General features: G+C 55.2%; 13 protein-coding genes. 8 read left to right on the plus strand and 5 right to left on the minus strand.

Annotated elements, in window-relative coordinates; genetic code table 11:
* The first annotated feature begins 3 nt into the window (after positions 1 to 3).
* The gene (locus tag JT31_RS15775) at positions 4 to 1,470 is read left to right on the plus strand and encodes a sensor histidine kinase (protein WP_038479130.1); all 1,467 of its coding nucleotides are present in this window, start codon (positions 4 to 6) and stop codon (positions 1,468 to 1,470) included.
* A gap of 31 nt (positions 1,471 to 1,501) precedes the next feature.
* Here the strand turns inward: JT31_RS15775 and JT31_RS15780 are convergent, their stop codons facing one another.
* From JT31_RS15780 to JT31_RS15790, 3 genes are all read right to left on the minus strand, one after another.
* Positions 1,502 to 2,935: a 6-phospho-beta-glucosidase gene (locus JT31_RS15780; RefSeq protein WP_038479133.1), complete on the minus strand. Its 1,434-nt coding sequence runs from the start codon at positions 2,933 to 2,935 to the stop codon at positions 1,502 to 1,504.
* Between the two features lie 164 nt (positions 2,936 to 3,099).
* Positions 3,100 to 3,828: a MurR/RpiR family transcriptional regulator gene (locus tag JT31_RS15785; protein ID WP_038479136.1), complete on the minus strand. Its 729-nt coding sequence runs from the start codon at positions 3,826 to 3,828 to the stop codon at positions 3,100 to 3,102.
* Between the two features lie 42 nt (positions 3,829 to 3,870).
* Positions 3,871 to 4,464, minus strand: a complete 594-nt coding sequence (locus JT31_RS15790; RefSeq protein ID WP_038479142.1) for an HD domain-containing protein — start codon at positions 4,462 to 4,464, stop codon at positions 3,871 to 3,873.
* 178 nt (positions 4,465 to 4,642) lie between these two features.
* Here JT31_RS15790 and trhA point away from each other — a divergent pair, with 178 nt between their 5' ends.
* Positions 4,643 to 5,296 carry a PAQR family membrane homeostasis protein TrhA gene (trhA, locus tag JT31_RS15795; RefSeq protein ID WP_038479145.1) on the plus strand — a complete coding sequence of 218 codons (654 nt, stop codon included), beginning with the start codon at positions 4,643 to 4,645 and terminating at the stop codon, positions 5,294 to 5,296.
* 54 nt (positions 5,297 to 5,350) lie between these two features.
* Here trhA and ygfZ read toward each other — a convergent pair whose 3' ends face one another.
* Positions 5,351 to 6,337 (minus strand): tRNA-modifying protein YgfZ, encoded by a 987-nt coding sequence (gene ygfZ / locus JT31_RS15800; protein WP_038479148.1) that lies wholly within the window; start codon positions 6,335 to 6,337, stop codon positions 5,351 to 5,353.
* Between the two features lie 246 nt (positions 6,338 to 6,583).
* On the opposite strand from ygfZ, the gene sdhE reads away from it, so the two are divergent.
* Both sdhE and JT31_RS15810 read left to right on the plus strand, forming a co-directional pair.
* Entirely contained in the window at positions 6,584 to 6,850 is a 267-nt protein-coding gene (sdhE, locus tag JT31_RS15805; RefSeq protein WP_038479151.1) for an FAD assembly factor SdhE, read from the plus strand.
* A complete protein-coding gene (locus JT31_RS15810; RefSeq protein WP_038479154.1) occupies positions 6,831 to 7,253 on the plus strand; it encodes a protein YgfX in 423 nt (140 codons plus the stop codon). Before sdhE ends, JT31_RS15810 begins: the two co-directional genes overlap by 20 nt.
* Here the strand turns inward: JT31_RS15810 and fldB are convergent.
* Complete coding sequence (gene fldB, locus JT31_RS15815) at positions 7,250 to 7,771, minus strand: flavodoxin FldB (RefSeq protein ID WP_038479157.1); 522 nt, start codon at positions 7,769 to 7,771, stop codon at positions 7,250 to 7,252. The genes JT31_RS15810 and fldB overlap by 4 nt on opposite strands.
* A 102-nt stretch (positions 7,772 to 7,873) precedes the next feature.
* On the opposite strand from fldB, the gene xerD reads away from it, so the two are divergent.
* The 4 genes from xerD (at position 7,874) to prfB (ending at position 12,491) form a co-directional block, all read left to right on the plus strand.
* Positions 7,874 to 8,770, plus strand: coding sequence for a site-specific tyrosine recombinase XerD (xerD, locus tag JT31_RS15820; RefSeq protein WP_038479160.1), 897 nt, complete (start codon positions 7,874 to 7,876; stop codon positions 8,768 to 8,770).
* A gap of 26 nt (positions 8,771 to 8,796) precedes the next feature.
* Positions 8,797 to 9,513: a bifunctional protein-disulfide isomerase/oxidoreductase DsbC gene (gene dsbC, locus JT31_RS15825; RefSeq protein ID WP_038479165.1), complete on the plus strand. Its 717-nt coding sequence runs from the start codon at positions 8,797 to 8,799 to the stop codon at positions 9,511 to 9,513.
* A gap of 6 nt (positions 9,514 to 9,519) precedes the next feature.
* Positions 9,520 to 11,253 carry a single-stranded-DNA-specific exonuclease RecJ gene (gene recJ / locus JT31_RS15830; protein ID WP_038479170.1) on the plus strand — a complete coding sequence of 578 codons (1,734 nt, stop codon included), beginning with the start codon at positions 9,520 to 9,522 and terminating at the stop codon, positions 11,251 to 11,253.
* A 139-nt stretch (positions 11,254 to 11,392) separates the two neighbouring features.
* Positions 11,393 to 12,491, plus strand: a protein-coding gene (gene prfB, locus JT31_RS15835) for a peptide chain release factor 2 (protein ID WP_144244051.1) whose coding sequence is annotated in 2 segments (ribosomal slippage) — positions 11,393 to 11,467 and positions 11,469 to 12,491 — 1,098 coding nt in all. Because the reading frame shifts where the segments join, the coding sequence is not laid out codon by codon here.
* The last annotated feature ends 4 nt before the right edge of the window (positions 12,492 to 12,495 follow it).

Below are 12,495 nucleotides of genomic sequence, written 5' to 3' on the forward strand. Positions count from 1 at the left end.
CCTATGCGAATTCTTACGCTTTCCCGGCGCCTGACGCTGGTTTTTGCCGTGCTGCTGCTGACCGCCTGCGCCTTTTTGGGCTGGCTGCAGGTTCGTACCAGCACGCAGTACAGCCAGGCCGTTATCCAGCAACTTTCCGGTGACCTGGCTCAGCACATCAACCAAAGCTACCCGCTGCTTGGGCAGGATGGGCTGAACAAAGACTCGGTGCGAACGCTGTTCGATCACCTGATGGCGGTGAATCCCAGCGTGGAGGTTTACCTGCTGGATAAGCAAGGCAACATTATTGGTGATGCGGCTCCGGATGGGCATATAAAGCGTCATCAGGTCGATCTCGCGCCGCTTCAGGCCGCGCTGAAAGGCGATAAGTTCCCGCTTTACGGCGATGACCCACGCAGCCTTGATGGGCAAAAGGTATTTAGCGTGGCGCCGATGCTGCGCGACGGCAAGCTGGAAGGCTATTTGTACGTGGTATTGCTGGGGGAAACCTATAATCAGCTCGCCAACAGCGCCCAGTTTGATGCTGTCCTGAAGCTCAGCCTGCTGTTGTTGAGCCTGATCTGCGTGCTGGGGCTGGTGGTTGGCGGCCTGGCGTTCCGTTGGATCACGCGCCCGCTACGCGAACTTTCGCAGCACGTTAAGGCCCTGGAATCGGGTGGTATGGCAGAAATGCAGGCGATGGCGGCGCTCCCGCAAAATCCACAGCAGGACGGGGATGAGCTTGCCCAACTCCGTCACGGGGTGATTGCTATGGCGGGGAGAATCTCCGAGCAGTGGCACAGCCTGACGCAGCAGGATCAGCTGCGGCGCGAGTTTATCGCCAATATATCTCATGACCTGCGCACTCCGCTGACGTCGCTGCATGGCTATCTTGAAAGCCTGTCGGTAATGTCGGCCACCCTGAGCGAGGCCGATAAAAAACGTTATCTGGATATCGCCCTCGCGCAAAGCCAGAAGGTGGGCGCGCTGGCGCAGTCGCTGTTTGAGCTGGCCCGCCTGGAATATGGCGTGGTGAAGCCGCACAAGGAGAGTTTCTCTATCAGCGAACTGCTGCAGGATGTTTTCCAGAAATTTGAGCTACCGGCGCAGACTCGCCAACTTGAGCTTTTGGCTGACATCCAGCCTGGATTGCCGCTGATTGAAGCCGATGTCAGCATGATTGAGCGTGTGCTGACCAATCTGTTGGACAACGCGATCCGCCATACGCCGGACAAAGGCGTGATTTCGGTCCGGCTATGGAAAGAGCTGGATAAAGTGATGGTGCAGGTCAGCGACAGCGGGCCGGGTATTCCGCAGGAGCTCAAAGAAGGGCTGTTTGTAAGGCCATCGATTGTGCATCAGTCCCGGCTCAGGGTCGGCGGGCTTGGCCTGATGATCGTCCGACAGATGCTGCAGCTTCACGGCAGCGATATTTCCCTGGTCGACCTGCCGCAGCGCGGAGCCTGTTTCCGGTTTGGCCTGCCCGTTTAAACAACAAAGGCGCCATAACGGCGCCTTCTACTTAGAGATTCTCGCCGTTGCTGGCGATCACTTCTTTGTACCAGTTGAAGCTCTTTTTACGGGAGCGAGACATATCGCCGGTGCCGTCGTCGTGTTTGTTCACGTAGATAAAGCCGTAGCGCTTGCTGTACTGGCCGGTGGTAAATGACACACAGTCGATGCAGCCCCATGGCGTATAGCCCATCAGGTCCACTCCATCGTAGGTCACGGCTTTTTTCAATTCTTCAACGTGAGCACGCAGGTAATCAATACGGTAGTCATCGTTGATGGAGCCGTCGGCTTCGACCTTGTCGTAAGCGCCAAAGCCGTTTTCTACGATGAACAGCGGCTTCTGATAACACTCATACAGTTCGCACAGCGCATAGCGCAGGCCAACCGGGTCAATCTGCCAGCCCCAGTCGGAGGCTTTGACATGCGGGTTCGGCACGCTGCCCTGGAAGCCGGAAAGTGCATCGCCGCTGCCGCCCTCGGCCTGAACGGCATTAGTCATGTAGTAGCTAAACCCGAGGTAATCGCAAACACCCTCGCGCAGGATCTGCTCGTCACCGGCTTCCATTTTGATGTTGAATTCGCGGCGTTCCCACTCGTTCAGCACGTAAGAAGGGTAATAGCCACGCAGCTGCACGTCGGTAAACACGTAACGCTCGCGCATCGACTCCTGGGCGTACATCTGATCTTCTGGCTTACAGGAGAAGGCGTACAGCGGCACCATCGCCAGCATGCAGCCAATCTTCATTTCCGGGTTGATGCGGTGGCCGATTTTCACCGCCATTGCGCTCGCCACAAACTGGTGGTGCAGCACCTGGTACATCACCTCTTCCGGGTTGTCGTGCTCGGTGTAAACCACGCCAGAGCAGCAGTAGCCGAACAGCGGCGCGCGCCAGTTACGCTGGTTGTTGATTTCGTTAAACGTCATCCAGTACTTCACTTTGCTCTTGTAGCGCTCGAACACGACCTCGGCGAAACGAACAAAGAAATCGACCACTTTACGGCTGGTCCAGCCGCCGTATTCGGTGACCAGATGGTGCGGCATTTCGAAGTGGGAGAGGGTGATAACCGGCTCGATGTTGTACTTCAGCAGCTCATCGAACATGTCATCGTAGAACTTCAGGCCGGCTTCATTAGGCTGCAGTTCGTCGCCATTAGGGAAAATACGGGTCCAGGCAATCGAGGTGCGGAAGCACTTGAAGCCCATTTCGGCGAAAAGCTTGATGTCTTCTTTGTAGCGGCCATGAAAATCAATTGCTTCATGGTTCGGATAATATTTACCGGGTACAACCTGCTGAGTAATCTCACGAGGCACGCCGTGGGCGCCTCCCGTCAGTACGTCACAAATGCTTGGGCCTTTACCGTCTTTGTTCCAGCCGCCTTCTACCTGGTGAGCGGCAACCGCGCCGCCCCATAAAAAGTCCTTCGGTAACTTCAGTTGTTTCATATTATTTCATCTCATCGTTAGCGCAGGAAATAATGTGCGTTGAATCACACTGTGGCGCTGAATGTATTATTTCTGTTTTCGAGTCTAACAAATGAAATGGGATTGTCACGATATAACAAATAGCGTGAATTGTGATTTGTCACAAATAAAAAACAGGGTGTTTTTTATAGCATTCTTTTTGCCAGACGGCGGCCAATGGTTTCAAGAATATAAATAACGGGAATTTGTGTAGTGATGTCATAAACCCCGGCAATACGTACCGGTGGAATATGCCAGGAAATATTAAAGTCGGCTAACTTAGCCAGCGACGAGTTCTCATGGCTGGTGATAGACATCACTTTACAGTGGTGAAGGCTGAACTGGCTGGCAAAGCGTAAGATCTCTTCCGTCTCGCCGGAAACCGAAAGTACAATAGCCAGCGCGTTACGTGCCATATCGTTGGTAACCGGAAAATAAGGATCGTCGATATGGTTACTGAATTTACCGACGTTAGAAAAGAAGCGTGCGCCGTATTTTGCTAATGCACCTGAAGTTCCCGCACCGACAAAAATAATACGCTCAGATGAACATATAATATCTACCGCGTGGTCGATGAGAGTATCAAATTCTTCGTTATTGGTGCTTTTAAAAAAGCTGATGATTTCGCTGCTGCCGAAATTAGCTGGCTGAGATTCCGTTTGCTCCAGATATAATTTAAAGCGAACGCGAAACTCGGAATACCCCTCACAGTTGAGCTTGCGGCAAAAACGCAGCACGGTGGTGGTGGAGACGCCTGCGGCATCTGCCAGCTCACGGATGGTCATGTACATCACTTTGTCTTTGTTTTTAATGACAAAGTTGTAGACCATCATTTCCAGACCGTTCAGGTTGGCGATTGCCGCGTGGGTAAACATACTCTCTCTTCCTGCTGAGTCGACTTTTGCTAACGGCCAGGGCTAACGCAGCCAGCCTTTCTCGTGTGCCAGATATAATTGGCGCTCGACATGTTGCCATAATTCCGGCCAGCTTTCTCCCACCTGTGCGTTACGGGTTAATACCTGCTGCAGGGAAATATTATTCTCCCGCCAGCTTTGCCCTTCGTTATGCAGATTCAGCAGGATAGGCAAAATACGATCCAGCGCTCCGGCAAAACGAGCATCAGGGCTGGTGCCCGACTCATATTCTTCCCACAGCGCAAGGAATTGTGGCCCCTGTGGCGCGGGTAATAAACCAAACAGGCGGCTAGCGGCCGCGGCTTCTTTGTCGGCTATGGCTTCACGGGCGGCAATGTCGTAAACCAGCACATCGCCAACGTCGATCTCCACGATGTCATGCAGCAGCGCCATCTGAATCACTCGCTGAATATTCACGTCTTCCCTGGCCCAGGGCGCAAGGCTCATCGCCGCCAGGGCAAAATGCCAGCTGTGCTCCGCGGAATTCTCATGGCGTTCATGGCCGATGATTTTGGTACGGCGCTGAACCAGCTTGAGCTTATCGATCTCCATCAAAAAATGGATGACCTCACTCATCTCGCCAAATGCCTGTTGCATCGTGTTTTTTCCTGTTTTTTACGCTGTCGTTTGATTGTAAAAGAAATCATCCAGACTGACGAACCGAGGTCGTCACAGGCGCTCACACATTTATTTTAGCTTACATGTGTTCACTGGAATCATTCTCAGTTAGGCTAGTGATGCTGCTTTATTCTTCTATATCTCCGGGAGGAGCCAGATGGCTCGCAAACCACTTATCGCGCATGGATATTCTCTGGCTGAGGAAGTAGCCAACAGCATCAGCCACGGTATTGGGCTGGTGTTCGGCATCGTTGGCCTGGTATTGCTGCTGGTGCAGGCGGTTGACGCCAACGCCAGCGTGACGGCGATTACCAGCTACAGTCTTTACGGCGGCAGCATGATCCTGCTGTTTCTTGCCTCAACGCTCTACCACGCCATCCCGCACGAGCGGGCTAAACGATGGTTGAAAAAGTTCGACCATTGCGCCATCTACCTGCTGATTGCCGGTACCTACACGCCTTTTTTACTGGTGGGGCTCAACTCGCCGCTGTCAAAAGGGCTGATGATTGTTATCTGGAGCCTGGCGCTGGCCGGGATCCTGTTCAAGCTCACTATCGCCCACCGGTTTAAGGTGCTGTCGCTGGTGACCTATCTGCTGATGGGCTGGCTGTCGCTGGTGGTTATCTACCAGATGGTGGTCAAACTGGCGCCGGGCAGCGTGACGCTACTGGCGATTGGCGGCATCGTTTATTCGCTTGGGGTTATTTTCTACGTCTGCAAACGCATTCCTTACAACCATGCTATCTGGCACGGGTTTGTGCTGGGCGGCAGCGTTTGTCACTTCCTCGCGATTTATCTCTATATCCGCTAAAACGCTTAACCCGCGATAAAACAAAGCCCCCTATATAGGGGGCTCAGCGTTTGATTATTTTTCTTCCAGAGAATAAGGCAGTGGCTCAAGCGCCAGCCTGCTGCTGGCATCGTCACGCACGCGTAAAACGCTGTCCGGCTCAAGATCGTTATTCATTACGGCCTGCACCACAAGACGGCCATTTTCTAGCCGCCCGGCGGCCAATATGGTGCCGGTACGACGCCAGTTCTCACCCATCTGCAGCTCAAGATCTTCGCCTGCTTCAGGCACGCGGCTTGCGGTACCGGCCAGCAGCCAGAGGGCTCGTTTGTTCGCCCCGCGGAACTTGGCTCGGGCGACCATTTCCTGCCCGGTGTAGCAGCCTTTTTTAAAGCTGATCCCGTCCAGCGCCTGAAGGTTGGTCGCCTGAGGAATAAATTGCGCGCTGTTCACGCTATCAATAACCGGCAAACCGCCTTCGATATCCAGCGTCAGCCACTGCTGGCTGTCGTTGAGCTGTGCTTCTCCGCGCAGTTTCTCCGTCAGGCGCTGCGCCGTTTCTTCATCGGTAACAATCAGGAAGCGTTCCGCAGGCAGGTTCAGCCACAGCAATGTTGTTGCGCCCTGCTGTACAACCTGGGTTTGTTCATCCGGCAGCGTTTCGAAGACGGCAGCAAGCGCAGAACGTGCCTGGAAGCCAGCCAGGCCAAGCAGGACGCTGGCATCATCCGCATTGAAGGTGACTTTGGAAAAGACGGAATATTTCTTTAGCTCCGTTAGCTGTGCGTCACGCAGGTTGCGGCGCTCAATAAAGGCAAAGCCTTCACCGCGATGGAACAGGCGCAGGTTGCTCCACATCTTGCCTTTGGCATCGCAATGAGCGCACAACAGGTGCTGGCCTGCATCAAGTTTAGCCACGTCAGCGGTGACCTGACCCTGAAGATATTTCTCAGCGTCTGCGCCCACGGCGGTGATAAGAGCCCAGTCATCAAGCGTCATCAGCGTCAGCGGCAGACGGGCGGCGGCACTGGGCTGGCGAGGAGGAAACGGATTAAAAGCCATAACAAAGATCCCGGGTTATCCAACGGTTTAATTTCTCAATGGTAAAAGAGCCTGAGGGCAATGCAAGCAGTTTGATAACGCCATTCGTGCGTTTACGAGCAGCCTCGGAGAATCTGGTGCAATCGATGCTGTTACAGCGCTTTGTGCCGGGAAAGTGCGCACAATAAAACATTCCGGTAATCCCGCTGACGAAAACACGTTACACTAACTCGGTACCCAACTTGATGGTCAAGCAGGAAAGAGCACATGGATATCAATAATAAAGCCCGAATTCACTGGGCATGCCGCCGTGGAATGCGCGAGCTCGATATTTCGATTATGCCGTTCTTCGAACATGAATATGAAACGCTTAGCGACAGCGACAAGCAGCTGTTTGTCCGCCTGCTGGAGTCTGACGATCCTGACCTGTTTAACTGGTTGATGAACCACGGTAAACCTGCGGATACGGAACTTCAGCGTATGGTTAGCCTGATTCAGACACGGAATAAAGAACGTGGTCCTGTGGCAATCTGATCTCCGGGTTTCCTGGCGCGCGCAGTGGCTTTCATTGCTTCTCCACGGTCTGGTGGCACTGCTTGTGCTGCTCACGCCGTGGCCGATGAGCTATACGCTCGTCTGGATGCTGCTGCTTTCCCTGGTGGTTTTCGACAGCGTGCGTAGCCAGCGCCGCATTCACGCACGTCAGGGCGAAATCAAGCTGCTGACGGACTTTCGCCTGCGCTGGCAGGGGCGTGACTGGGACATCGTCGGGAATCCGTGGATGATTGACAGCGGTGCGATGCTAAGACTGCGTCGGCCCGGTAAACAGCGTTGCCAGCATCTTTGGCTGGCCGCTGACAGCATGGACATCGGCGAATGGCGTGATTTACGTCGCCTGCTGATGCAACAACAGGCGAGCGGAAGCGGGCAGATTTAGGCGAAACGCTCGGCCATTTCGCCAAGGATTTGCTCGCACCAGGTTTCAATCCGTTCGTCGCTCAGGTCGTACTGATTGGTTTCATCCAGCGCGAGGCCGACAAACAGCTGCCCGTCGGCAATCACCGGTTTTGGGCTGGTAAATTCATAGCCTTCGGTTGGCCAGTAGCCAATGAACTGCGCCCCACGCGGGCCTAACTTGTCGTGCAGCATACCTAGCGCATCCAGGAACCACTCACCGTAGCCCAACTGGTCGCCCATGCCGTACAGCGCCACGAGTTTGCCTTCCAGATTCAGCTCATCTAACTGCGGCCAGACGGTTTCCCAGTCTTCCTGCAGCTCGCCAAAATCCCAGGTCGGGATGCCGAGGATCAGAACGTCATACTGTTCCATCAAGGCCGGGGCATCGTCTTTCAGGTTATGCAGCGTCACCAATTCTGGGCCAATAATGTCGCGAATTTTTTCGGCCGCCATTTCGGTGTAGCAGGTGCTGGAGCCGTAAAAAAGACCAATGTTCATAACAATAAAAACTCATTTTAATAGCGTGCAGAGGGCCAAGTGTACCAGATCCCACTCGCCATCATGCATAATGGACACAATTCGCCAAACCGGGAGTGACGCGTGGAACAGGATAAGGCCCGTATAGAACAATTTCTGGATGCGCTGTGGCTGGAGAGAAACCTGGCTGAAAATACGCTCAGTTCTTATCGCCGCGATCTCACGATGGTGGCAGAGTGGCTGGAGCGTCATCAGCTCAGTTTTTTGACCGTTCAGGCTTCGGACCTACAGGGATTGCTTGCGGAGCGTATTGAGGGCGGTTATAAAGCCACCAGTTCTGCGCGGTTGCTTAGCGCCATGCGGCGGTTATTTCAGTATCTGTATCGTGAAAAAATGCGCGAAGACGACCCTAGCGCGTTGCTTTCATCGCCCAAACTGCCGCAGCGTTTGCCGAAAGATTTAAGCGAGGCGCAGGTTGAACGGCTGTTACAGTCGCCCTGTACCGACCAGCCTATTGAGCTACGCGATAAAGCGATGCTTGAAGTTTTGTACGCGACCGGGCTTCGCGTGTCGGAGCTGGTCGGGCTCACCATGAGCGATATCAGCCTGCGGCAGGGCGTGGTGCGAGTCATCGGTAAAGGCAATAAAGAACGTCTGGTGCCGCTTGGCGAAGAAGCCGTGTACTGGATTGAAGAGTACCTGAAGTATGGCCGCCCGGACTTGTTGAACGGGCAGTCGCTGGACGTGCTGTTCCCCAGCAATCGCGCACAGCAGATGACGCGGCAAACCTTCTGGCACCGCATTAAGCACTATGCTGTTTTGGCGGGCATCGACAGCGAAAAACTGTCTCCGCACGTGCTGCGCCACGCTTTTGCCACACACTTGCTGAACCATGGTGCGGATCTCCGTGTCGTACAGATGCTGCTGGGCCATAGCGATTTGTCCACCACACAAATTTATACACATGTAGCGACTGCGCGTTTACGTCAGCTGCATCAACAGCACCACCCTCGAGCGTGAGTGCCACAAGAGAAAAAGGAATCCTCATGAAAAAAGGTTTTTGGCTGCTTTCGCTGCTGGCCGCTTCTGTTTCCGGTTTTGCCCACGCGGATGACGCCGCCATTAAACAATCCCTGGCGAAGCTCGGCGTGCAGGGCGCAGACATTCAATCTGCTCCGGTTGCCGGAATGAAAACCGTGCTGACCGACAGCGGCGTGCTCTACGTCACCGAAGACGGCAAACATGTGATTCAGGGGCCGCTTTACGACGTGAGCGGCGCCCAGCCGGTGAACGTGACTAACCAACTGCTGATCGGCAAGCTGAACGCGCTTGAAAAAGAGATGATCGTCTACAAAGCGCCGAAGGAGCAGCACGTGATTACGGTGTTCACCGACATCACCTGCGGCTACTGCCACAAGCTGCACGAAGAGATGAGCGACTACAACGCGCTGGGGATCACCGTGCGTTACCTGGCGTTCCCGCGTCAGGGACTGCAGAGCCAGGCTGAAAGCGATATGAAGTCCATCTGGTGCGCCAAAGACCGTAACAAAGCGTTCGATGCCGCAATGAAGGGCGGCGATGTGGCACCGGCAAGCTGCGACATCAACCTGGCTAATCACTACAACCTGGGCGTGCAGTTTGGCGTGCAGGGGACGCCGGCGATTGTCCTGAGCAACGGCAGCATGATCCCGGGTTATCAGGGGCCAAAAGAGATGAAGCAAATGCTGGACGCCCACAAGCAACTGATGAAAGCGGGTGGTTAATTTCGGGTGAAACAGCAAACGCAACTCCGCCGCCGGGCCGTTGACAGCTCGGTGGCGCTTCCGGCTACGCTGCCTTCTTTGCTCCAGCGGCTGTATGCCAGCCGGGGCGTGCGTGATGAGCAGGATCTGGAACGTGGCGTAAAAGGAATGCTGCCGTGGCAGCAGCTCAGCGGCGTAGATCAGGCCGTCGTGATGCTTTACAACGCCTTTCGCGAAGGCCTGCGCATCATCGTGGTGGGCGATTTTGATGCCGATGGCGCGACCAGCACCGCACTGAGCGTTCTGGCACTACGCAGTATGGGCGCTGAAAATGTTGGCTACCTGGTGCCCAATCGCTTTGAAGATGGCTACGGGCTTAGCCCGGAAGTAGTCGATCAGGCTCACGCCCGCGGCGCGCAGATGATAGTGACCGTCGACAACGGGATCTCTTCCCATGCGGGCGTTGATCGAGCCCATGCGCTGGGGATCCCGGTGCTGGTGACCGATCACCACCTGCCGGGGGAAACGCTTCCCGCCGCTGAAGCTATCATTAACCCTAATCTTGCAGACTGCGCGTTTCCGTCTAAATCTTTGGCCGGTGTCGGCGTCGCGTTTTATCTGATGCTGGCGCTGCGCACGCATCTGCGTGATAACGGCTGGTTTGAACAGCGTGGGCTGGCCATTCCAAACCTTGCGGAACTGCTCGATTTAGTGGCGCTGGGCACCGTGGCGGACGTGGTTCCGCTGGATACCAACAACCGCATTCTGACCTGGCAAGGCCTGAGCCGTATTCGGGCAGGTAAATGCCGCCCCGGTATTCGCGCACTGCTTGAAGTGGCTAACCGTGAGCCGCACAAAATCGCCGCCAGCGATTTAGGTTTTGCGCTGGGGCCGCGCCTGAACGCCGCTGGACGACTGGATGATATGTCGGTTGGCGTGGCGCTGCTGCTCAGTGAGAACATTGGCGAAGCACGGATGCTGGCCAACGAACTGGACGCGCTGAACCAAACGCGTAAAGAGATTGAACAGGGCATGCAGGTTGAAGCGCTGACGCTGTGCGAACAGCTGGAGCGCAGCAGCGAAGAACTGCCTTATGGCCTGGCGATGTATCACCCGGAGTGGCATCAGGGCGTGGTCGGCATTCTGGCCTCGCGCATCAAAGAGCGGTTCCACCGCCCGGTAATCGCGTTTGCACCTGCGGGAGACGGCACGCTGAAAGGCTCTGGTCGCTCGGTTCAGGGGCTGCATATGCGCGATGCCTTAGAGCGTCTGGATACGCTTTACCCTGGCATGATGCTGAAATTTGGTGGTCACGCAATGGCCGCCGGCCTGTCGTTGGAAGAGGCTCGCTTTGAGGAGTTCCGCCAGCGCTTTGGTGACCTGATCGGTGAATGGTTGGATCCGGCGCTACTACAGGGTGAAATCTGGTCAGATGGCCCGCTGTCTGCTCAGGAGATGACGCTGGAAGTGGCGGAGATGCTGCGCGATGCCGGGCCGTGGGGGCAAATGTTCCCGGAGCCGCTGTTTGACGGCAAATTCCGCATCCTCCAGCAACGTCTGGTAGGCGAGCGCCACCTGAAGGTGATGGTGGAGCCTGTCGGCGGCGGCCCGCTGCTGGACGGTATCGCCTTCAACGTGGATACCACCCGCTGGCCGGACAACGGCGTGCGCGAAGTTGAGCTGGCCTACAAGCTGGACGTGAACGAGTTTCGCGGCAACCGAAGCGTGCAGCTTTTGATCGATCATCTCTGGCCGATATAGCCCGCGTTCTTAACGCTGCCGCAGCGTTAATTACTTGGCTATATGTCAAGGACAAAGCTACAAAATGCGGCGTAAATCCGGTAAACTTTCTGGTTTACGACTGCATTTCGTCTTCTGAAATCAACATAAGAAATTACGCATGTTTGAAATTAACCCGGTAAAAAGCCGCATCCAGGACCTCACAGAGCGCAGCGACGTTCTTAGGGGGTATCTTTGACTACGATGCCAAGAAAGAGCGCCTCGAAGAAGTAAACGCCGAGCTGGAACAGCCCGATGTCTGGAACGAACCTGAACGCGCACAGGCGCTGGGGAAAGAACGTTCCTCGCTGGAAGCGATTGTCGAGACTTTAGACCAGATGGCCCAGGGCCTGGAAGACGTTTCCGGCCTGCTCGAACTGGCGGTAGAAGCCGACGACGAAGAGACCTTTAACGAGGCCGTTGCCGAGCTGGACGGGCTGGACGCCAAGCTGGCGCAGCTTGAATTCCGCCGCATGTTCTCTGGTGAGTACGACAGCGCCGACTGCTATATCGACATCCAGGCAGGCTCCGGCGGTACGGAAGCGCAGGACTGGGCAAGCATGCTGGAGCGTATGTACCTGCGCTGGGCAGAAGCTCGCGGTTTCAAAACCGAAATTATTGAAGAGTCCGAAGGCGAAGTGGCGGGCATCAAGTCCGTGACAATCCGCATTCAGGGCGACTATGCCTTTGGCTGGCTGCGTACCGAAACCGGCGTTCACCGCCTGGTGCGTAAGAGTCCGTTTGACTCCGGTGGCCGCCGCCATACCTCGTTCAGCTCCGCGTTTGTTTACCCGGAAGTGGACGACGACATTGATATCGACATCAACCCGGCGGACCTGCGCATTGACGTATATCGCGCATCCGGTGCGGGTGGTCAGCACGTTAACCGTACGGAATCCGCGGTACGTATTACCCACATTCCAACCGGTACCGTGACCCAGTGTCAGAATGACCGTTCTCAGCATAAGAACAAAGACCAGGCGATGAAGCAGATGAAGGCGAAGCTGTACGAGCTGGAAATGCAGAAAAAGAATGCTGAGAAGCAGGCGCTGGAAGACAACAAATCGGATATCGGCTGGGGCAGCCAGATTCGTTCTTACGTCCTCGACGACTCCCGCATTAAAGATCTGCGTACCGGGGTTGAAACCCGTAATACGCAGGCGGTGCTGGACGGCGATCTGGACAAATTTATCGAAGCAAGTTTGAAAGCAGGGTTATGAGGAA

Source organism: Cedecea neteri (genome assembly GCF_000757825.1).
GTDB lineage: Bacteria > Pseudomonadota > Gammaproteobacteria > Enterobacterales > Enterobacteriaceae > Cedecea > Cedecea selenatireducens.